At 66.5% G+C, this 21,414-nt stretch carries 16 protein-coding genes; 8 read left to right on the top strand and 8 right to left on the bottom strand.

Features of this window, described 5'->3' with window-relative positions:
- Positions 1 to 2 precede the first annotated feature (2 nt).
- Positions 3 to 2,150, bottom strand: coding sequence for a thiamine pyrophosphate-dependent enzyme (locus ACTIF6_RS04090; RefSeq protein WP_439586731.1), 2,148 nt, complete (start codon positions 2,148 to 2,150; stop codon positions 3 to 5).
- Between the two features lie 132 nt (positions 2,151 to 2,282).
- Between ACTIF6_RS04090 and ACTIF6_RS04085 the strand changes: the two genes are divergently transcribed.
- The 3 genes from ACTIF6_RS04085 to ACTIF6_RS04075 all read left to right on the top strand — a co-directional run bounded on the left by ACTIF6_RS04085 (position 2,283) and on the right by ACTIF6_RS04075 (position 5,810).
- Positions 2,283 to 3,215 carry a LysR family transcriptional regulator gene (locus ACTIF6_RS04085; protein WP_439586730.1) on the top strand — a complete coding sequence of 311 codons (933 nt, stop codon included), beginning with the start codon at positions 2,283 to 2,285 and terminating at the stop codon, positions 3,213 to 3,215.
- Positions 3,216 to 3,229: 14 nt separating this feature from the next.
- Complete coding sequence (locus tag ACTIF6_RS04080; RefSeq protein WP_439586729.1) at positions 3,230 to 4,030, top strand: 2-keto-4-pentenoate hydratase; 801 nt, start codon at positions 3,230 to 3,232, stop codon at positions 4,028 to 4,030.
- Between the two features lie 94 nt (positions 4,031 to 4,124).
- Positions 4,125 to 5,810, top strand: a complete 1,686-nt coding sequence (locus ACTIF6_RS04075) for an AMP-binding protein (protein ID WP_439586728.1) — start codon at positions 4,125 to 4,127, stop codon at positions 5,808 to 5,810.
- Here the strand turns inward: ACTIF6_RS04075 and ACTIF6_RS04070 are convergent.
- The 3 genes from ACTIF6_RS04070 to ACTIF6_RS04060 form a co-directional block, all read right to left on the bottom strand.
- Positions 5,797 to 6,294 (bottom strand): low molecular weight protein-tyrosine-phosphatase, encoded by a 498-nt coding sequence (locus ACTIF6_RS04070; RefSeq protein ID WP_439586727.1) that lies wholly within the window; start codon positions 6,292 to 6,294, stop codon positions 5,797 to 5,799. The genes ACTIF6_RS04075 and ACTIF6_RS04070 overlap by 14 nt on opposite strands.
- A gap of 65 nt (positions 6,295 to 6,359) precedes the next feature.
- On the bottom strand, positions 6,360 to 6,668 hold the full coding sequence (locus ACTIF6_RS04065; RefSeq protein ID WP_439586726.1) for an H-NS histone family protein: 309 nt from the start codon (positions 6,666 to 6,668) through the stop codon (positions 6,360 to 6,362).
- Between the two features lie 70 nt (positions 6,669 to 6,738).
- Positions 6,739 to 7,731 carry an RluA family pseudouridine synthase gene (locus tag ACTIF6_RS04060; protein ID WP_439586725.1) on the bottom strand — a complete coding sequence of 331 codons (993 nt, stop codon included), beginning with the start codon at positions 7,729 to 7,731 and terminating at the stop codon, positions 6,739 to 6,741.
- 593 nt (positions 7,732 to 8,324) lie between these two features.
- On the opposite strand from ACTIF6_RS04060, the gene ACTIF6_RS04055 reads away from it, so the two are divergent.
- Positions 8,325 to 11,381: an Rne/Rng family ribonuclease gene (locus ACTIF6_RS04055; RefSeq protein WP_439586724.1), complete on the top strand. Its 3,057-nt coding sequence runs from the start codon at positions 8,325 to 8,327 to the stop codon at positions 11,379 to 11,381.
- Between the two features lie 258 nt (positions 11,382 to 11,639).
- Here ACTIF6_RS04055 and ACTIF6_RS04050 read toward each other — a convergent pair whose 3' ends face one another.
- From ACTIF6_RS04050 to hemC, 4 genes are read right to left on the bottom strand one after another with little or no spacing between them, the layout of a single operon-like run.
- Positions 11,640 to 12,953: a heme biosynthesis protein HemY gene (locus tag ACTIF6_RS04050; protein WP_439586723.1), complete on the bottom strand. Its 1,314-nt coding sequence runs from the start codon at positions 12,951 to 12,953 to the stop codon at positions 11,640 to 11,642.
- Positions 12,953 to 14,146, bottom strand: coding sequence for a uroporphyrinogen-III C-methyltransferase (locus ACTIF6_RS04045; RefSeq protein ID WP_439586722.1), 1,194 nt, complete (start codon positions 14,144 to 14,146; stop codon positions 12,953 to 12,955). The genes ACTIF6_RS04050 and ACTIF6_RS04045 overlap by 1 nt, the downstream gene beginning before the upstream one ends.
- Positions 14,143 to 15,009: a uroporphyrinogen-III synthase gene (locus tag ACTIF6_RS04040; protein WP_439586721.1), complete on the bottom strand. Its 867-nt coding sequence runs from the start codon at positions 15,007 to 15,009 to the stop codon at positions 14,143 to 14,145. The genes ACTIF6_RS04045 and ACTIF6_RS04040 overlap by 4 nt, the downstream gene beginning before the upstream one ends.
- Positions 15,010 to 15,013: 4 nt before the next feature.
- Positions 15,014 to 15,970, bottom strand: a complete 957-nt coding sequence (hemC, locus tag ACTIF6_RS04035; RefSeq protein ID WP_439586720.1) for a hydroxymethylbilane synthase — start codon at positions 15,968 to 15,970, stop codon at positions 15,014 to 15,016.
- A 127-nt stretch (positions 15,971 to 16,097) separates the two neighbouring features.
- Here hemC and ppc point away from each other — a divergent pair, with 127 nt between their 5' ends.
- Genes ppc through ACTIF6_RS04015 form a run of 4 tightly spaced genes read left to right on the top strand, consistent with a single transcriptional unit; the run spans position 16,098 to position 21,390 of the window.
- Positions 16,098 to 18,914: a phosphoenolpyruvate carboxylase gene (gene ppc / locus ACTIF6_RS04030; protein WP_439586928.1), complete on the top strand. Its 2,817-nt coding sequence runs from the start codon at positions 16,098 to 16,100 to the stop codon at positions 18,912 to 18,914.
- A gap of 43 nt (positions 18,915 to 18,957) precedes the next feature.
- Positions 18,958 to 19,812, top strand: a complete 855-nt coding sequence (locus ACTIF6_RS04025; RefSeq protein ID WP_439586719.1) for a 3',5'-nucleoside bisphosphate phosphatase — start codon at positions 18,958 to 18,960, stop codon at positions 19,810 to 19,812.
- Positions 19,809 to 20,720, top strand: a complete 912-nt coding sequence (locus ACTIF6_RS04020) for a DMT family transporter (protein ID WP_439586718.1) — start codon at positions 19,809 to 19,811, stop codon at positions 20,718 to 20,720. Before ACTIF6_RS04025 ends, ACTIF6_RS04020 begins: the two co-directional genes overlap by 4 nt.
- 34 nt (positions 20,721 to 20,754) lie before the next feature.
- Positions 20,755 to 21,390 (top strand): L-threonylcarbamoyladenylate synthase, encoded by a 636-nt coding sequence (locus ACTIF6_RS04015; protein ID WP_439586717.1) that lies wholly within the window; start codon positions 20,755 to 20,757, stop codon positions 21,388 to 21,390.
- Positions 21,391 to 21,414: the final 24 nt, after the last annotated feature.

The following is a 21,414-nucleotide window of genomic DNA, read 5'->3' as shown; positions in this document are numbered from 1 at the left end:
GATCAGGCCGGCTGCAACAGGCCGATGAAGAAGCGGTTGAAACGGTCGGTGAGGCGGTCCCACCAGCTCGGGTGGGTGACGATCTCGATCTTGTGGAACGACGGGCAGAGCACGGCCGCATCGGCCACTTCGCCACACAGGCCGCAGCCCACGCAGCCGTTGGTGACGTGCGCCACCGGTTCGCGACGCAGCGGATCGCTCGAAGGCTTCACGGTCAGCGTGGGACAGCCCGAGAGGCGGATGCACGAGTGGTCGCCGGTGCAGGTGTCCTCGTCCACGCCATAGCGCGTGCGCACGCTGCGCAGGCCTTCCTTCAGGCGGCGCGCACGAATGGGTTTCAGGCGGCGCTGACGCTCCAGCTGGCATTCGCCCTCGGCGATCACCACCTTCAGGCCCATGAAGGGCGAGTTCACGGCGTCCTTCAGCAGATCCCGCACTTTCGAGACGCGGTAGTTGTGCACCGTCTTCACCCACTTCACGCCCATGCCCTTGAGCGTGTTTTCGATCGTCATCTCGTCGGCCGTGGCGCTGGAACCTTCGGCCACCCGCTTGGCTTCCGACATCGGCGAAGACATGGTTTCCTGCGTGCCAGTGGCCGAGGTGTAGCCGTTCTTCATGATCACCAGCACGCCATCGCCCTGGTTGAGCAGGGTCGAGCTCACGCCCGAGAGCAGGCCGTTGTGCCAGAAGCCACCGTCGCCCATGATCGCAATCGGCCGCTTGGCAGAGAAGTTCTTCACCGCCGCGCTGGACGCCATGCTCATGCCGTAGCCGAGGATGGAGTTGCCGAACGAGAACGGTTCGAAGGTGGCGAAGGAGTGGCAGCCGATGTCGGTGGAGATGTGCAGCTTGCCGACATCGCGTTCCACCAGCTTGAGCGCCGCGAACACGGGACGCTCGGGACAGCCGGTGCAGAAGTTCGGTGGCCGCGCGGGCACGCCGCCACCCAGTTCGGCCAGCGCGCGCTGACGCACCTCCACCAGATCCGTGCTGAAGGCCTTCGCTGCCGACGTGTCCACCGCCGGCACATGACGATCCACGAATTCGGCGAGGCCCTTGAGCAGGATTTCAGCCGTGTACTCTCCACCCATGGGCAGCAGGTCCTTGCCGTGCAGGTGCGTCTGCAGATCGGCGCGGCGCAGCAGCGTGGCAATCTCCTGCTCGATGAACTCGGGCTGGCCCTCTTCGATCACCAGCACCGCGCGCTTGCCGGCGGCGAACGCGGCAATCTGCTCGGGCACCAGCGGATAAACCACGTTGAGCACCAGCATGGGCAAGCGGGTCTCGCCACTCGCGTCGGCCAGGCCGGCTTGCTGCAAGGCACGGATGGTGGTGTTGTAGAGGCCCCCCTGCACGATGAGGCCGACGTCCGCATGCTGGCCGTCGAACAGCTCGTTGAGTTCCGCCTCGGCGATGAACTGGCGCGCGGCGGGCATGCGCACTTCGTACTTGTGCTTCTCGTGCCGGAAGGTGGAGGGCGGATGCGAAAGCCGGTCGTAGCTGAAGGAAGCGGCTTCCTGTTGCAGCAGGCGGCTGGAGATGGCGGGTGCGATGTTGTCGCTGGCGACGAAGCTGCCCTGCACGTGGCAGGCGCGGATGCGCAACTCCATCATCACCGGCGTGCTTGAGGCCTCGGAGAGCTCGAACGCCTTCTCGACCATGCGCACGATGGTGGGCAGGTTGGGGCGCGGGTCCATGAGCCAGAGCGCCGACTTGAGCGCAAAGGCGTGCGTGCGTTCCTGGATCACGCTGGCACCCTCGCCATAGTCTTCGCCCACCACGATGAGCGCGCCGCCCATCACGCCGGGCGACGCCAGGTTGGAGAGTGCATCGGACGCCACATTGGTGCCCACCACCGACTTCCACGTCACGGCGCCGCGCACCGGGTACATGATGGACGCGGCCAGCATCGCCGCCGCCGAGCTCTCGTTGGTGCAGGCTTCCACGTGCACGCCGAGTTCGTCCATATAGGGCTTGGCCTGCACCATCACGTCGAGCAGGTGCGAGATCGGCGAGCCCTGGTAGCCGCCCACGTAGGTCACGCCCGACTGCAACAGGGCCTTGGTCACGGCCAGAATGCCTTCACCATGGAAGGTCTGGCCGCTGCCGAGCTTCAGCGCCTCAATCTCGCTGTGGAATGAACGTTCCAATCGTGGGTCTCCTGTCGTTGTGGACAGGAATTTAGGGGAGGCATCACCATCTGACCAATGGATTGATCGGATGTGGCACATTCATGAAACCGATAATTCGGGACAACCCTTAGAACCGTTCCAGGGCCTCACATGAACTTCCGGCAGCTCGATCTGAACCTCCTGCGCGTGCTCGTGGCCATCCACCGCAACGGGTCGGTCACGGCCGCTGGCAAGGCACTCTCGCTGTCGCAGCCCGCCACCAGCAACGCGCTGGCGCGGCTGCGCGAATACTTCCAGGACGATCTGTTCGTGCGCTCGCCCCGCGGACTCAAGCCCACGCGCCTGTGCGAACGCCTGGCACCCGAGGTGCAGGTGCAACTGCAACTGCTGGAAGGCGCCGTGATGGTGCGCGATGAATTCGACCCCGCACACACCGAGATGCGCTGGCGCCTCTCGCTGTCGGACCTGGGAGAGATCATGTTCCTGCCGGAGCTGGCCGCCACGCTGCGCCAGCAAGCGCCACAGGCGCACCTCACCAACGTCTCGGTGGCAGCCGAAGACGTGCCCGCCGCGCTCGAATCTCGCGACATCGACTTCGCCATCGGCATCCTGCAACCCCGCCACCGGGGGGTGCGCTCCGACCTCCTGTTTCGCGAGCACTACGTGGCACTGACCTCGACCGACTGGCGGCCCCACTCCGGCAAGGTGGGCCGCACACTGAGCGCACGCCAGCTCTCCGAGGCCTCGCTCGTGGTGGCCTCGCCCACCGCCACTTTCCACGGCAGCGTGGAGAAGATGCTGTTGCGCATGAAACTGTCCGAGCGCATCGTGCTGCGCGCGCGCCACTTCGGCGCCTTGCCCGAGCTCGCGCTCAACACCGACCTGCTGACCATCGTTCCGCAGATGTACGCCGCCAACCTGGGCCAGCGCCGAGATCTGCGCGTCTGGGAACTTCCACGCGCCGCTGCACCCACCTACGAAGTGCGCCTGGTATGGCACGAGAGCACAGCGCGCGATCCCGCGCACCAATGGATCCGCGCCCAGGTGCACCGGCTGTTCGGACGGGCGAAAGGCGACGCCTGAATATCATGTGAACCATGACGCCTCAAACCCTGCTCGATCACCTGGACCAGGGCCGACTCTGGCCTGCCCCGCTCACCAAGGACCCCCACTTCGGCCTGGATGAGGCGTACGCACGGCAACTGGAGGTGCGGCAATTGCGCATGGCTCGTGGCGAGCAACCGCGCGGCTTCAAGGTGGGCTTCACCAACCGCACCATCTGGCCGCGCTACAACGTGTTTGCGCCCATCTGGGGCACCGTGTGGAACACCACGCTCACGCTGTGCGAAGGCGAAGGCACCGTGTCGCTCGCACGCACCTGCCAGCCGCGCCTGGAGCCTGAAACCGTGTTTGGCATGAAAGCCCCACCAGCGCCCGATGCCACGCTGGACCGGTTGTTCGAAGCCATCGATTGGGTCGCGCCAGGGTTCGAGGTGGTGCAGTCGCATCTGCCGGACTGGAAGTTCCTGCCAGCCGACACCGTGGCCGACGGTGCGCTGCACGTGCGTCTGCTGGTGGGCCGGCGCACGCCGGTGCGCGAACTGGCCGACAGCGCACTCGCGCTGGATGCGTTGCTGGCTCGCGCAAGCGTGTCGCTGCACCTGGGCGAGCAACAGGTGGACCAGGGCCTGGGCGCCAACGTGCTCGACAGCCCCTTGCGCGCCCTGCTCGATTTCGTCAGCACCCTGCGCGCCTGCCCCGGTGCACCGGAACTGCAAGCAGGCGACGTGGTCACCACTGGCACCTGGACCGACGCCTGGCCCGTGCAGCCGGGCGAGCACTGGTCTGCCCGTTTCTCGTCATCACTCGACGGCCTCTCGGTGCGCTTCGTCGACTGACCCACCGGGCCGGCCTTGCAGGTAAACCCCTCTAAACAGGAGAGCCCGAGCGGGTTAGATTCGCGCTTTCCAATTCAAAGCGGAGACAGATCACATGAGCCAAGTCGCACCTGAACTGCTGGCCCTTCAGCGCCTTTACCACTGGGAAAAAACCGCCCCCAACCGCGTGGCCCTCACGCAACCCATGGGTGGCGGCGCGGTGCAGGACTTCACCTGGGGCCAGATCGGCGAACAGGTGCGCCGCATGGCCACCCACCTGCAGTCGCAGGGCTGGGAACCCGGTGCCAAGGTGGCCATCCTTTCGAAGAACTGCGCCTGGTGGATGATGAGCGACCTGGCGATCTGGATGGCTGGCTACGTGTCGGTGCCGCTCTATCCCACGCTCGCGCCCGAGACGATCCGCCAGATCCTCACGCACAGCGAGTCCAAGGCCTGTTTCGTGGGCAAGCTGGATGGCTGGGAAGGCATGAAGCCTGGCGTGCCGGCCGGCATGCCTTGCATCAGCTACGCGCTCTCTCCCGATGACGCGATTCGCAGCTACGAAAGCTGGGACGCCATCTGTGCGCGCAATGCACCGCTGCAAGGCCAGCCGGTGCGCGACGGCAACGACCTCGCCACGCTCATCTACACGTCCGGCACCACGGGCATGCCCAAGGGGGTGATGCACAGCTTCGGTAATTTCGCCTGGGCGCTGGACGCCGGCCTCAAGCGCATCCCCATGTCGGGCGAAGACCGCATGCTGTCCTACCTGCCATTGGCTCACGTGGTCGAGCGCATGCTGGTGGAACATGGCTGGTTGCGCACGGGCATGCACGTGTACTTCGCCGAATCGCTCGACACCTTCACCGCCGACCTGCAGCGCGCCCGCCCCACCATCTTCTTCTCGGTGCCGCGCCTGTGGGTCAAGTTCCAGCAAGGCATTCATCACAAGATGCCGCCGGCGAAGCTCAACCGCCTGCTCGGCATTCCCATCCTTGGAAGCATCGTGCGCAGGAAGGTGATGAAGGCCCTGGGCCTGGATCAGTGCAAGTTCGCCGCCGGTGGTGCCGCACCGATGCCGATTGCGTTGCTGCAGTGGTACAGCAAGCTGGGCCTGCACATCAACGAAGGTTACGGCATGACGGAGAACCTGGCGCTCTCCCACATCACCGAACCCGGCAAGAACCAGCAAGGCACGGTGGGTCCGGTGTACGAAGGCGTGCAGCAGCGCCTGGATCCGGAAACGGGCGAGGTGCAGATGCTCAGCCAGGCGCTGATGCTGGGCTACTACAAGGAGCCCGAGAAGAGCCGCGAGTGCTTCACCGCAGACGGCTGGCTCAAGACGGGTGACAAGGGCAGCATCGATGCGCAAGGCCTGCTTCGCATCACCGGCCGCGTCAAGGACCTCTTCAAGACCGGCAAGGGCAAGTATGTGGCGCCCGCACCGATCGAAGACAAGCTGGTCATGCACGATGCCGTGGAGGCCTGCGTGGTCACAGGTGCCAATCTCGGTCAGCCGCTGGGCATCGTGATGCTCAACGCCGACGCGGTGGCGCGCGTGGCAGATGCCGGTGCCCGCACCGAGCTGGAAGTCTCATTGGCGGCTCACCTCAAGGACATCAACCGCACGCTCGACCCGCACGAGCAGCTTCAATGCCTGGTGGTCGTCACCACCGCGTGGACGGTGGACAACGACATCATCACGCCCACCTTCAAAGTCAAGCGCAACCGCATCGAAGACCTGTACGCGAAGAACTACGACGCGTGGGAAACGTCGGGCAAGAAGATCATCTGGCAGTGACGCCAGGGGCTGCGTGCTCCCGCGCTACGCGCTGGAGCACGCCCTGGCTGCCCCGCTCGCACAAAGTCAGCACCACCGAGAAGCCGTCCATGTTCCCGTAGTACGGGTCAGGCACTTCCTCTGGCTCGTCGATGCCGGCGTAAGACAGGAACAGATGGAGTTTGTGTCGGTGCGCGGGCGGGCATTGCCGCTCGAGGCGACTCAGGTTCAGCCGGTCCATGGCCAGGATCAGGTCGGAGGACTCGAAGTCTTCTGCGTTGACACGCCGGGCACGCTGCTGCTCGATCTGCAGATAGCCGCGCGTCCTGGCCAGTTCGATGGCGCGGGCATCGGGCTTCTCACCCTGACGACCCGCATAGGTCCCGGCCGAATCCACCTCCACCGCGTGCAGGAGTTGCAGGCGAGCCAGATCGGCGCGCATCACGCTCTCGGCCATGGGCGATCGGCAGATGTTGCCCATGCAGACGACAAGAATTCGAAACATTCCGTTGAGGTTACCAAAGACAAGGCCCGCCAGAGGCGGGCCTTGTACCTCAGAGAAAGATGGCTTCAGATGAGGTAACTGTCCAGGCTCTTGCCCGAAGCAAGCACGGTGCGCACCCACTCGGGCTTGCGGCCCGGGCCACCGGCCCAGAGTTCGCCGTTGGGGCCGCGGTACTTGGCGGGGGCCCCCGACTTGGATTTGCCGGCCTTCTTGCCACCGCCTGTGCTGCCACCCAGATCGGCAGTGGTAATGCCGAATTGCTTCATCTTGGCCTTGATGTCGGCAATCACGGAAGAGATTTCATTCTTGCGGGCCTGCTCGGCCTGCGCCATCAGGTTCTGGGCTTGCGCCATCAGTTCGGAATAGGTTGCCATTTTGGATATCCTTTTATTCGAAGATCTTTGCCGGAATTATTTATTGCATCCCAACGATGCGGGTGCAATTTTAATGAGATTTCTGGGATGTCACCCAGTTTTGGAGTTCCGCAGGCAATTCAGTTTGTAACTCAATGGGAGCCGACGTGAGGGGGTGCGTCAATGCCAGACGCCACGCGTGGAGAAACATGCGCTTCAATCCCGAGCGTTGCAATAGGCGATTGAGTTCGAAATCGCCGTATTTTTCATCGCCAGCAATCGGGTGCCCGGCACTGGCCAGGTGCACCCGGATCTGGTGGGTGCGGCCGGTCTTGATGGTGACTTCCAGCAGCGTGAACCCCTCGGGCGAGGAGCTCGAAAGCTCGTGCGGTGCCTGCAGCCGCGAGGCCACCTTCACCAGCGTCACGGAGCGCATGCCCTCCGGGTCTTCGCGGCTGGTCACCTTCACGCGCCGTTCACCGTCGGGCAGCAGGAACTTGTGCAACGGCTGGTCGAGCACCTTCAACCGCGCCGGCCAGGCGCCCTTGACCAGCGCCAGATAGGTCTTGCCGGTCGTCCGCTCGCGGAATTGGTCCTGCAATGCCTTGAGCGCACTTTTTTTCTTGGCAATCAACAGGAGGCCGCTGGTTTCACGGTCGAGCCGGTGGACCAATTCAAGGAAGCGGGCTTGCGGGCGCGCCTGGCGGATTTGCTCGATCACGCCAAAACTCACGCCGCTGCCGCCATGCACGGCCACGCCAGCGGGTTTGTCAATGACCAGAAAGGCCTCGTCCTCGTGGATCAGGGGAAACTCGCGCGGTGGCGCCGGATTGGCGGCTTTTTCCTCGGCACGCCCGGAAAGTCGAATCGGCGGAATGCGCAGCACATCGCCAGCCGCGACCCGGTCATCGGCCCCCACGCGCCCCTTGTTGCGGCGCACTTCACCCGACCGGATGATCCGGTAGATGTGCGATTTGGGCACACCCTTGAGCATGCGAATGAGGAAATTGTCCAGACGCTGACCGGCCGACTCTTCGTCGACCGTGATCTGTCGGACTTCCGCGGACGGCGGCTGGCTGGACATGGTGCGGAATTAGGCCACCACAAAGGGCGGGGAGCTGACTATAATGCGCCACACCCGTCGTGTGCCGTAAGTGATTGATTTGCTTTGAGTTTAAGCCAGTCACCCTGGGCAGAGGCCTGATCTTGCCGGGCAAGAGGCCAGACACGGGTTGGTTGCCACCCTCAGCACCCGGGTCTGGCGCCTCTGCCTGACGCATTGCAGCGTGAATTCAGGTGAGGCACCGGATCGGTTGAAGCTGCGGGCGAATCCGCTGAAGAAAACGCGAACCCGAATACGGAATACCCCAATCGCCCAGCCCCGGAATGAGGCTGGGTGAGGACACAAGTGAAACCAGAGTGAGACCGGCCAGATCCATGTCGCTGACAGCCATCGAGCCATCCCTGTTCACCCAACTCCACGCGCCTACGCCCTGACCTGGCGGTTCGACGCGCGGCACCCCGGTGCCCGCCTGTGTTGAACGCCTCCCGCGAACCGCGGGTCAACGGCTCTCCGGCAATTCCTTCCTCGTTCGCTTTTCCCGCTGGTTCACGGCGAGTTGGCGCTTTGGCCCGATGGGCCGAGCGCTGTTGTGCTGGAACGAAGGAAAACGCATCATGAAACGCATGTTGATCAACGCCACGCAGGCCGAAGAGCGCCGGCTGGCGATTGTGGACGGGCAGAAACTGCTCGACTACGAAATCGAAATCGAAGGGCGCGAACAGCGCAAGGGCAACATCTACAAGGCCGTGGTCACCCGGGTGGAGCCCTCTTTGGAGGCCTGTTTCGTTGACTACGGCGAGGAGCGCCATGGCTTCCTGCCTTTCAAGGAAATCTCGCGCCAGTACTTCACCGCCGGTGTCTCGGTCAACCAGGCACGCATCAACGATGTGATCCGCGAAGGCCAGGAACTGCTGGTGCAGGTGGAGAAGGAAGAACGCGGCAACAAGGGCGCTGCCCTCACCACTTTCGTCAGCCTGGCCGGCCGCTACGTGGTGCTCATGCCCAACAACCCGCGCGGTGGTGGCGTGAGCCGCCGCATCGAAGGCGAAGACCGCCAGGAACTCAAGCAGGCCCTGGACCAGCTCGAATACCCCAACGGCATGAGCATCATCGCGCGCACCGCCGGCATCGGCCGCGACGCCGCCGAGCTGCAGTGGGATTTGAACTACCTGCTCAAGCTCTGGAACGCCATTGATGGTGCGACCAAGGGCGCCAAGGGCGCTTTCCTGATCTACCAGGAGTCGAGCCTGGTGATCCGTGCGATCCGCGACTACTTCAACAGCGACATAGGTGAGATCCTGATCGACACCGACGACATCTTCGAACAGGCTCACCAGTTCATGAGCCACGTGATGCCCGAGCACGGGCACCGCGTGAAGCGCTACCGCGACGACGCACCGCTGTTCTCGCGCTTCCAGATCGAGCACCAGATCGAGACCGCGTACAGCCGCGTGGTCAATCTGCCGTCGGGCGGCGCCATCGTGATCGACCAGACCGAAGCGCTGGTGGCGGTGGACGTGAACTCGGCACGCGCCATCAAGGGCGGCGACATCGAGGAGACCGCGACCCGCACCAACCTGGAAGCCGCCGACGAAGTGGCGCGCCAGGCCCGCCTGCGCGACCTCGGCGGCCTGATCGTGATCGACTTCATCGACATGGAAGAGTCGAAGAACCGCCGCGAAGTGGAAAACCGCCTGCGTGACGCGCTGCGCCAGGATCGTGCCCGTGTGCAGTTCGGTGCCATCAGCAAGTTCGGCCTGCTCGAAATGAGCCGCCAGCGTCTGAAACCCGCGCTCAACGAAGGTGCCTCCATCCCCTGCCCGCGTTGCGGTGGTTCCGGCCACATCCGCGACACCGAGAGCTCGGCGCTGCAGATCCTGCGCATCATCCAGGAAGAGTCTCTCAAGGACAGCACGGCCGCCGTGCTCGTGCAGGTGCCGGTCGAAGTGGCCAGCTTCCTGCTCAACGAGAAGCGCACCGAGATCACAAAGATCGAACTCAAGCAGCGCATCAGCGTGCTGCTGGTGCCCAACAAGTCGCTCGACACGCCCAACTACAAGCTCGAGCGTCTCAAGCACGACGACCCGCGCCTGGACAACCTGGACGCGAGCTACAAGATGGCCGAGGAAGTGGACGACGTGGCCAGCTTCACGCGCCGCAGCCAGGAGCGCACCAACAAGCAGGAACCGGTGATCAAGGGCGTGCTGCCCGATGGCCCGGCACCCGTGGCCGCACCGCGCCCCGAGGCCGCTGCTGCGCCAGTGGCCGCCGCCGCCCCCGTGGTGGCCAGGCCGGCACCGGTGGCACCCGCCCCAGCACCGGCCGAGAAGGGCTTCTTCGGCTGGCTCAAGAGCCTGTTCGGTGCCGAACCGGCAGCAGCCAAACCCGCAACGCCGATCGTGGTGCCGCCAGCTCCCGGCAAGACCGGTGCACGCGAAGAACGTGCCGATGGTCGCCGTGAAGGTGGTCGTGATGGCCGGGGTCGCGGTGGCCGCAACGGCGCTGAGGGCCGTGGCTCGCGCGAAGGCCGTGAAGGCCGTGAAGGCAATCGCAACAACGGCCGTGGTGGCGAAGGCCGCCCGGTGGAAGGCCGTGCCGAAGGCCGAGTGGAAGGACGCAACGAGGGTCGTGGCGAAGGACGTGGCGAAGGCCGACGCGGCGAACCACGGGGCGAGGGCCGTGCCGAAGGGCGCAACGACAACCGCGGCGAAGGCCGCAACCGCCGCGAAGGTCGCGGCGAGGGCCGTCGCGATGCCGCACCGGTGGAAGCTGGTGGTGCCGTCGCCGCTGCTGCGTTGCCTTTGGGCGCCCCAGCCGGTGATGGCCAGGTGGCCGAGCAGGCCGAAGGACAGCGCCGCGAGCGCCGTCCGCGCGGAGACAACCGCCGCCGCCAGGGTGGTGAGCAGGCTCAGGAAGGCACCGCTCGACCCGAAGCCGCTGACGTTGCCGCCAACGAAACCGGCGCAGACGCCGCTGCCGAAACTGCGCCCCGTGAAGGCGAAGGAGAAGCTGGCACGCCGCGCAGTGGCCGCAACCGCAACCGCGATCGCTACGGCCGTGACCGCCGCGAGCGCGCACCCCGCGAAGCGGAAGCGCAAGCAGAGGCCGATCCGGACGCCCCGGTGACGCAACCGATGGCTTACAGCTCACCAGCCGACGAAGCCGAGGCTGCCGCGTACGAGGCCCCGATGCGCAGCTATTTCAGCGTACCCACGCCGGACGCTGCGCCGGTGAATCTGAATGCACCCGCCACGCAAGCCGCTGCGCCCGCAGAATCTGCGGCACCGGTCGTCACCCCCGTGCCGCCCGTGGAAGTGGCCGCTCCTGTCGAGGTGGCGCCCCAGCCAGCGCCCCGGCCGCCAGCGCCTGCACGTCCGGCGCCTGTGGCCGCGCCCGTTGCCCAAGCGCCTGCTGCGCGCACGCTTCCCAAGGTACAGGCCTACGTGCTCTCGATCGACGACCTCCAGCAGGTGGCCCAGGCCAGTGGTCTGGAATGGGTCAACTCCGACGCGCAGAAAGTTGCCCAGGCGCAGGCCGCCATCGCCGCCGAGCCCAAGCCGATTCACGTGCCGCGCGAGCCCCGCCCGCCGGTGGTGATCGACGAAGGTCCGCTGGTGCTGGTGGAAACGCGCAAGGACCTGCGCAACATGACGCTGCCGTTTGAAGGGTAGAGAGAACTCCCCCCTGCGCCGCTGACGCGGCTTCCCCCCTCTCTGGCGCGCCTGCGGCGCTTGGAGGGGGGACGACAGCTGGGGCCGGCGGAGCCGGACCCTCGCTGTCTCTTGATGAGCAACCCTTCTCTCCGAAGCGCGTGTCAGCGTCCAGAGATGCCGTGGAACCGGCTTCGCCGGGCCACAGGCATCGTCCCCCCTCCAAGCGCCGCAGGCGCGCCAGAGAGGGGGGAAGCCGCGCAGCGGCGCAGGGGGGAGTCAGTCCAGCGTTGCGGCCTGCTTCCACGCCGCCTGGGCAGCGGCTTCGTCGCCGCGTTCTTCCGCCAGTTGCGCAAGACCCCGCCACGTGCGGCGCAGCAGGGCCGGGTCGCGCAGGCTGTGGCTGGCCTGGCCCAGCATCTGGGCTGCCTTGCCCCAGAGCTGCCGACGCAGGCAGGCCTGTCCGGCCAGGTACTGCAGGTTGGCGTTTTGCGGGATCTGACGCTGCAGTTGTTCCAGTTGCGCCAGCCCCTGCGCGTCGAGCTGGTCCAGGCCCGGCTCCAGGGCCATGACCCATTGGCGTTGCTGGACCGGATCCAGTGTGTCGAACGTCGGCCACAGCGGGTCCAGCCAGGCACGCACGCGCTGCGAGGCGGCCATCCGATCCTGCTCGCCACCCTCGGCACGCACACTCACTGCGAGCTGGTTCGCACGCCGGGCCGCGGCCAGCGCAAGTTCGGGCATGGTGCGCTCATCGGCATCCAGACCGTTCCAGAACGCATCGAGCTGGGCGAGATCGTGTGCCTCGCTCAGGGCATCAAGTGCCAGCCCTCGCACGATGCTGCGCGAGGCCTCGGGGGAAAAGGCGCGGTGCTTGGCCAGCAGGCGCGCGGTTTCCAGGGCCTCCCCGGATGCGCCACCCAAGCGCGCAATGCGCAGCTTCAGGCGCAGCGCGACGATGCGCCGCGCCGCACCTTGAGGAAGTTCGGCGAGGCGGGTGCGTGCAGCGTCTCCATCGCGGTCTTCTATTGCCCAACGCACTGCGCGCAACAACACGCCTTCGTGGGCATCGGGCGCACTGCGAGCGAGCTTGGGGCTGAGCGCAGCCTGCAGGTTCTCGTCGCGGCGTTCGCGGTTCTGAAGGGATTGCGCACTCTCGGCGACCAGCAGGTGCGCAAGCAACTGCATCTGGTCGCGCCTGGGCCATTGACCCGCCGGCACGGAACGCAGTTGGTCCACCGCCTGCTGCGCCGCCGACTGGGCGCGCACGAAACGCCCGGCGAGCTGGTGCGACAGCGCATCCATCACGTGGCCCACCACCACGCGCTCGACCTGCTGGCTGCGCCAGCGCTGCGCCTGGGCCGGCAAGTCGCGCAGCATTGCGAAGGCGCGCATGGCCACGTACAGGAGCACGAAGCCGACGATCAGGCAGAAGATGGCGAAATTGAAGGAAACGTCGAACCGGTAGGGCGACCAGAACAGCGTGAGCGTGGCGTTGTTGTGGCCCACCAGCAGCGCGAGCGCCACCGCCAGGGCCGCCAGACCGAGCAGCCAGAACACGCTGCGCATGGCGCCACCGAAGCGGGCCGCCATCAGCGGCCTCCCGCGGCCGCGTTCAGCGCCGCCAGCGTTTCTTCAGGGCGCGGCAGATCGCTCTCCACGAGCTCCTTGCGCAACCTGGCCAAGGTGCTCTGGGCTTGGGCAATGGGCGCCGCCGAGGTGTCGAAGTAGCGCCCCAGCGCCGATTCCACCGCGATCAGATCGGCCTGGGTGGAACGCATGTGGCGAGCCAGCAGGCCAAGCCGCGCATTGAGGAGCTTGAGCTTGAGGTTCTCGCGCAGGAAGAGCGCCTGGTCGGGTGCAAGCAGGATGGCCTCGGGCCGATCGATGCGGCTCACGCGAACCAGCTCGCGGCTGCTGCGCGACACGTCGGCCACGATGCGCTCCCACAAGCCCGCCCACCAGCCGGACAGGCGTTCACCCCAACCCACCGGCGCGCCGTCTTCTGCGGCGGCCTCCGTTGAACGGCCTTCCAGCGCCGGCTCGACCGGAGCCGACGCGGGCGCAGCCACAGGCGCAGGGGGCTTGCGGGCCTTGGTCCTGGGCACCGTCACCGGGTGGCCGGGACCGACCTGGTTGAGCAGCGGCCAGTCGTCGATCTGGCGGGCCAGTTCATCAAGCTGCTGCACGAGCGAAGGGATGTCGGCCAGGGCAGCGCCCCGAATGCGTTCGATGTCGCGAGCAATGGCGCGCTGCACCGGGTTCAGGCGCGGCTGGGCAGCGCGTGCAATGCGCTGGTCGGCCGCCTGCAGGGCAGAGATAAGGGGTTGCGCGCTGCCGGTGAGCTGGGCGTGCTGCTGGGCCAGCCGCACCGCCGACTCCAGATCCTGCACCAGGTTGTCGTCGCGCGAGCGCGAAAGCGAGAGCATGAGTTCTTCGAGCTGGCTGCGCTGCAGGCTCACCTCGGAAAGCCGCAGCTCGGCCACCGCGAGCCGGGCCTGCAGTTCCTGCGTGAGCGCTTCGGCCTGCTCGGCGTAGCGGCGCGCATCACCCGCCAGGGTGGCGGAATCCTGTGCGCGGCGCGCCATTTCCTGCTGGGTCAGGTTGAATTTCTGCCAGAGCAGGCCGCCGAGCACGAGCGCCAGCACCGCCAGCGTCAGCCCCAGCAGGGCGAGGCCTCGGCCGGCGCGCGGCGCTGCGGAAGGCGCCGCTGCGGGCGCAGGGGGATGGGCGACAGCAGGTTCTGCTGGCGTGGGGGTGGGGTAGTCGGAGGAAGATGCGCTCATGGTCGGTACCACACCGATTCTAGGGTGCGCATCACATCGCCAATTGCTGGCCGTGTCACAAGCACGTGACCGAAACCGGCCTCTCGGGCGGCATCAGCAATCCGGGGATGCGTGACCAGTGCGCTGGCCAGCGACCAGTTGGAGGTGGGCCGCAAGGCGCGCAGGGTGCGAAGGGCTTCGGAACTGCTGAAAAGCCAGGCGCTGCCGGGTTCAACGGCAGAGTGGATCAACGCCGCATCGGCCTGATTCAGCACCGGCGGGTGCCGCACATACGCCACGCAGCCTTCCACCCGCGCACCCAGCGCGAGGCATTGCTGGATGAGCCAGTCGCGCCCGCTGCCAGCGACTTCGCTCCGATCCGGCAAAACGTCATGTCCTGGTGATGCGCCGCGAACGATCAGCACCAGGCGATCGGGTCCCACCTGCGAGACCACCCGAGGCCACAGGTGCTCGGAGTCGAACTGTTCGGCGTCGGCCAGCGGAGAATCGATGCACCCTGTGTCGATGCCCAGCGGGCCAAGAGCTTGCGTCAGCAGGCGTGCTGTGCCCGGACCCGGTGCCCAGAAGCGGGTCTTCAGGTCGGCCGGTGGCGACGCCACGCGCTGCGCAAAAAAATGGTTCACCGCCGCGCCGCTGACGAACAGGATGGCGTTGGCCTGCGGCCAATGGGCACGCCAGTGGCGCAGGCTTTCCTGCCCGTCCGGTGTTTCGGGCTCGTCGATGCGGATCAACGGCAGCGCATGCGCGGGCCAACCCTGTTCGCGCAACGCATTCACCCAGGTCTGTGCATCGGGCGCGGGGCGCGTGACGATGAGTCGATCCATCCGACGCGCGTCGGCCGTCGGGCGTTGGGTGGTGGCCAAGGGGTCAGACCTCCGCCATGGGCGGCTTCGCACCCGCCGCGCGCAGGTCGCTGGCCACGCGCTGCCCGAGCGCTTCGGCGTCCGCCAGAGAATTCACGGCTGCCTGGCCGGCCACACGCACCACCGCCTGGCGCCCATCAGGATCGCCCCAGGCCGCTTGCAGGTGCAACTGGCCGCCCGCATCCCATTCGGCATACGCTGCCAGCGGCATCGAGCAACTGCCGCCCATGGCGCGTGACACGGTGCGCTCGGCCGCCACGCGCTGCCAGGTGGGCGCGTGCGCGAGCGGCGCCAGGGCGGCCAGCAGATCGGCGCGGTCGGCGCGCACCTCAATGCCCAGCGCGCCCTGCCCCGCCGCAGGCAGCGATTCGACCGGTTCGAAGATGTGGCGAATGCGCGCCGCCAGGCCCAGGCGCTTGAGCCCGGCGGCGGCAAGCACGATGGCGTGGTACTGGCCTTCATCGAGCTTGCGCAGGCGGGTGTCGAGGTTCCCACGCAACGGCTCGATGCGCACGTCGCCACGGCCCGCCTGCTCAAGCGCCTCGCGCAGCAGCACCAGGCGGCGCAGGCTGGAGGTGCCCACCACGCCATTGGCAGGCAGGTCTGCCAGCCCCGCGCAATGTGGCGACACCCAGGCATCGCGCGGGTCTTCGCGCTCCATCACGCAGGCCAGAGCGAAGCCTGCGGGCAGTTCCATGGGCACGTCCTTGAGTGAATGCACGGCGATGTCGGCGCGGCCTTCCTCCAGAGCGACTTCGAGTTCCTTGACGAACAGGCCCTTGCCACCCACCTTGGAAAGGCTGCGATCCAGGATCTGGTCGCCCAGTGTGGTCATGCCCAGCAGCGTCACGCGGTGGCCCAGACCTTCGAGCAGCGCCTTGACGTGCTCGGCCTGCCAGAGGGCCAGCCGGCTTTCGCGGGTGGCGATGGTGATGGCCAGTGGGGCAGCGCTTGAAGGCATGGGTGAAGGGTGCATCTGCCGAGCCGGAACAACTGCGTGATTCGGTACCCGGCTGGTAACTGAAGGGGTGTTTTTGAATGCTAGCATGGCCGTTTGCCGCAACGCCGGCCCATCTTCTTTCATCGCCATGCCCATGACGCGCAAGCCCACCCGCACCGACAAGGACCAGCCGCTCATCGAGGACATCCGACTGCTGGGCCGCATCCTGGGTGACGTGATCCGCGAGCAGGAGGGCCAGGCCGCCTACGACCTGATCGAGCAGATCCGCCAGCTGTCGGTGGCGTTCCGGCGACACGCCGACCAGTCGGCCGACAAGGCGCTGAAGAAACTGCTCAAGGGATTGAGCGGCGACCGCGCGGTGAGCGTGATCCGTGCCTTCACCTATTTCAGCCACTTGGCCAACCTGGCCGAAGACCGTCACCACATCCGCCGCCGTGCGGTGCACGAGCGCGCCGGTGACCTGCAGGAAGGCAGTCTCGCGCGCACGCTGCAGCGCCTGCACAAGGCCGGCATCGCGCCGGCCGAAGTGGTGCGCACGCTGGCGCAAAGTCACATCTCGCCGGTGCTCACTGCCCATCCCACCGAGGTTCAGCGCAAGAGCATCCTGGACGCGGAACGCGCCATCGCGCGGCTGCTGGCCGAGCGCGATGAGCACGACATCCTGCCGCGCGAGCGCACCGACAACGAGGCGCAGATCCGTGCGCGCGTCACGCAGCTCTGGCAGACGCGCCTGCTGCGCTTCACCAAGCTCACGGTGGCCGACGAGATCGAGAATGCGCTGAGCTACTACGAAGCCACCTTTCTCGGCCAAATTCCGCGCCTGTACCGCGAGCTGGAAGAAGGTCTGGGCGAGGGCGGCCAGTTCGCGGACATCGCGCCCTTCCTCCGCATGGGCCAGTGGATTGGCGGCGATCGCGACGGCAACCCCAACGTGACCGCGCAGACGCTGGAGCTGGCCCTGAACAGCCAGGCCGACATGGTGCTGCGCCACCACCTCACGCAACTGCACCACCTGGGCGCAGAACTCTCGGTCTCGGCCATGCTGAACAGCGTGAGCCCGGCCATGCAGGCGCTGGCTGAACGTTCACCCGACACCAACGCGCACCGGCAGGACGAACCCTATCGCCGCGCGCTCACAGGCATGTATGCGCGCCTGGCCGCCACGCTCAAATGGCTCACAGGCGGCGACGCCGCTCGCCACGCGGTGGCGCCGCAGGATCCCTACACCAGCGCCACCGAATTGCTGGACGACCTGCGCGTCATCGAAGCCTCGCTCAAAACCCACCACGGCGAGGCGCTGGCCCGTGCGCGCCTGGCGCCGCTGATGCGCGCGGTGCAGGTGTTCGGTTTTCACCTCGCCACGGTGGACCTGCGCCAGAGTTCCGACAAGCACGAAGAGGTGGTGGCCGAACTGCTCGCGGTGGCGCGCATCGAGGCCGACTACTCCAGACTGGACGAAGCGGGCAAGCGGGCCGTGTTGCTGCGCCAGCTCAACGACGCGCGGCCTTTGCGCGTCCCCGGCGTCAGCTATTCGGCGCACACACTGGGTGAACTCGCCATCTTCGACACCGCAAGCAGCGGGCGTCGGCGTTTCGGCGCGCAGGCCATCCGCCACGCCATCATCAGCCACACGGAAACCGTGAGCGACCTGCTGGAAGTGCTGCTGCTGCAGAAGGAAGCCGGCCTGATGCGAGGCACGCTGGGCGAGGACGCGGTGTGCGACCTGATCGTGGTGCCGCTGTTCGAAACCATCGAAGACCTGCGCAATGCCGCGCCCATCATGCGCGAGTACTACGACCTGCCCGGCGTGCGCGCGATGGTGCAGCGTGGTGCGGCCGATGGGTACAGCGAGCAGGACATCATGCTGGGCTACTCCGACAGCAACAAGGACGGTGGCATCTTCACCAGCAACTGGGAGCTGTACCGCGCCGAAATCGCACTGGTCGAGCTGTTCGACAAGTTGAACCAGGAAAGCCCGCACGCCATTCAGCTGCGGATGTTCCATGGCAGGGGCGGAACCGTGGGAAGGGGCGGCGGCCCGAGCTACCAGGCGATCCTTGCACAACCCCCGGGCACCGTGCGCGGCCAGATCCGCCTGACCGAACAAGGCGAGGTGATCGGCTCCAAGTACGCCAACCCCGAGATCGGCCGGCGCAACCTGGAAACGCTGGTGGCCGCCACGCTGGAGGCCACGCTGCTGCAGCCCACGCGCGCTGCACCCAAAGCCTTTCTGGAGGCCGCCGATGAAATTTCGCGCCAGAGCATGGCCGCCTACCGCGCGCTGGTGTACGACACCCCGCGCTTTGCCGAGTACTTCTTCGCCGCCACGCCCATCCGCGAGATCGCCGAACTCAACATCGGCTCGCGCCCGGCCTCACGCAAGTCCACGCAGAAGATCGAGGATCTGCGCGCCATTCCCTGGGGCTTCAGTTGGGGCCAGTGCCGCCTCACGCTGCCCGGCTGGTATGGCTTTGGCTCGGCAGTGCATGCCTTCCTGCACCGCGATGGCGCCAAGGGCGTGGCTGCGCAAAAAGCACTGCTGCAGAAAATGGTGAAGCAGTGGCCTTTCTTCAGCACACTGCTCTCCAACATGGACATGGTGCTGGCCAAGAGCGACCTGGCGCTGGCCTCGCGCTACGCCGAACTGGTGGACGACAAACGGTTGCGCACCAAGGTGTTCACCGCCATCGAGGCCGAGTGGCACCGCACCGCCGCTGCACTGGCACTCATCACCGGCGAGAAGCAGCGCCTGGTGAACAACGCCGCGCTGCAGCGCTCCATGCGCCACCGCTTTCCCTACATCGACCCCCTGCATCACCTGCAGGTGGAACTGGTGCGGCGCTATCGGGCTGGCGAGAACGAGGCCGATCGCGACGAGCGGGTGCGCCGGGGCATCCACATCTCGATCAACGGCATTGCGGCGGGTCTGCGGAACACGGGGTAGCCTCTGTTCAGCGCGGCGATCGGGCAAAACCTAGAATGAGTCTGTGAACACCCTGACCAACGCCGACCTGCACTGCCACTCCGTCGTCTCCGACGGCACCCTCACGCCCGAGGCGCTGGCGCAGCGCGCCAAGGCCAACGGCGTGGAACTCTGGGCCTTGACCGATCACGACGAGCTGGGTGGCCAGGAACGTGCCCTCGCCGCCGCGCGCGAGGTCGGACTTTCGTACCTCACGGGCGCCGAGATTTCCGTGACGTTCGCCGGCATCACGGTGCACATCGTCGGCCTGGGCATGGACCCCACGAACGAAGCGCTGCTGGCTGGCCTGCGCGCCACGCGCGGTGGCCGTGAGGAACGCGCCCGCGAAATGAGCGACGACCTGGCGCGCGTGGGCATTCCGGGCGTCTATGAGGGCGCGTTGAAGTACGTCGGCAACCCTGAACTGATCTCGCGCTCGCACTTCGCGCGCTACCTCGTGGAGATCGGCGTCAGCAAGGACACCAACGAAGTGTTCCGCAAGTACATCACCGAAGGCAAGCCTGGGTTCGTGCCGCACCGCTGGGCGTCGCTCGGCGATGCGGTGCGCTGGATAAGCGGAGCCGGCGGCGTGGCCGTGATCGCCCACCCGGGGCGCTACAAGCTCACCCCGACCGAAGAGTTCGCTTTGTTCACCGAGTTCAAGGCGCACGGTGGCCAGGGCGTGGAAGTGATGACCGGCGCACACGGGCAGGCCGACTACGTGAAGTACGCCGGCTACTGCCAGGAATTCGACCTCGCGGCTTCGCGCGGCAGCGACTTCCACAGCCCCGAGGAAAGCCATACAGATCTCGGCAAGCTGCCGGACCTGCCCGGAAGCGTCACCCCCGTCTGGGAACTCCTGGCCTCGCGCATCCAGTGAAGGTCGACGCTTCGCGCCCTCCCCCGACGCAGGCCGCGCTGGGCATTGCCTTTCTGATCCTGGCAACCGCCTTCTTTGCCGTACTGGACACCACAGTGAAGTACATCGGTGCCTTTGTGCCGGTGCTGATGGCGGTGTGGTTCCGCTACATCTTCCAGGCCGTGGTCGTCACCGCCGTCATGCTCCCTTTGCGCGGACGCAACCTCCTGCAGACAGCGCACCCGCGCTTCCAGGTGCTGCGAGGCGCCCTGCTGCTGCTGGTCAGCGCGCTGTCGTTCATCAGCGTTCAGTACATGCCCGTGGGAGAGTTCACCGCCATCGTCATGATCACGCCGCTGGTGGTCACCCTGTTGGCCGCCCTGTTCCTGAAGGAACGGGTGTCGGCCATGCGCTGGTTGCTGGTGGCGGGCGGTTTCGCGGGTGCCTTGCTCGTGGTTCAGCCAGGCGGTGATGTGGTCGGTTGGGCGAGCCTGCTGCCGCTGGTGATGGTCTTCACCTACGCCTGGTTCCAGATTCTCACCAGCAAGATGGCGCGCACCGAAGACCCCATGACCATGCATTTCTACACGGGGTGGGTGGGCGCCCTCATGGCCAGCCTGGCGCTTCCCGTGGCCTGGCAGGCCATTCCCGACACCACCACTTTTGCACTGCTGTGCCTGATCGGCCTGATGGGCACCGTGGGGCATTTCCTGCTGATCCTGGCGTTCAAGCGCACACAGGCATCCACACTCACGCCCTACCTCTATGGTCAGATCGGCTTTGCCATGCTTTGTGGCTGGGTGGTGTTCGGCCACATACCGGGGCAACTGGAACTCGTGGGCATGGCGCTGATTGTTCTGTGCGGCGCCACCGCCAGCTGGCTGACAGCGCGCGATCAGCGCCTGCCCGTAGACCAGCCCGAGGCCTGAGGCCGCGCGGGCTCACCCCGATCACAATCGAACGATGTCCCAGTACTTCGACGTCCACCCCGAGAACCCGCAACCTCGCCTGCTCAAGCAGGCGGTGCAGTTGCTCGAACGCGGCGGGGTGCTCGCCGTTCCCACCGATTCCAGCTACGCGCTGGTCTGCCACCTCGACGACAAGGCCGCCGCCGACCGCCTGCGCCGCATCCGGGAGGTGGACGACAAGCACCACCTCACCCTGCTCTGCCGCGACCTGAGCGAACTGGCGAGCTATGCCAAAGTGGACAACCGGCAGTACCGACTGCTCAAGCTGGCCACGCCTGGCGCCTACACTTTCATCCTGGAAGCCAGCAAGGAAGTGCCCCGGCGCGTGAGCCATCCCTCGCGCAAGACCATCGGCCTGCGCGTCCCTGCGCACAAGACCTTGCAAGACCTGCTGGCCCTGCACAACGCGCCCCTGCTGGCCACCACACTGATCCTGCCAGGCGAGGCCGATCCCCTGAACGACGCGCACGACATCCGGGAACGGCTCGAACACGATCTGGCCGGCGTGATCGATGCGGGAGCCTGTGCGCTGGAGCCCACCACCGTGATCGACCTGACCCCCATGGGCACCGGTGGCGAGCCCGAGGTGCTGCGCACCGGACAAGGCTCGCTGGTCGCGCTCGGCCTGTAGCCTCGCGCTCTGGGACAATACGCG

It is taken from the genome of Hydrogenophaga sp. (assembly GCF_051860785.1).
Taxonomy (GTDB): Bacteria; Pseudomonadota; Gammaproteobacteria; order Burkholderiales; family Burkholderiaceae_C; genus Hydrogenophaga.
This window is presented reverse-complemented; position numbering and strand designations above follow the sequence as displayed.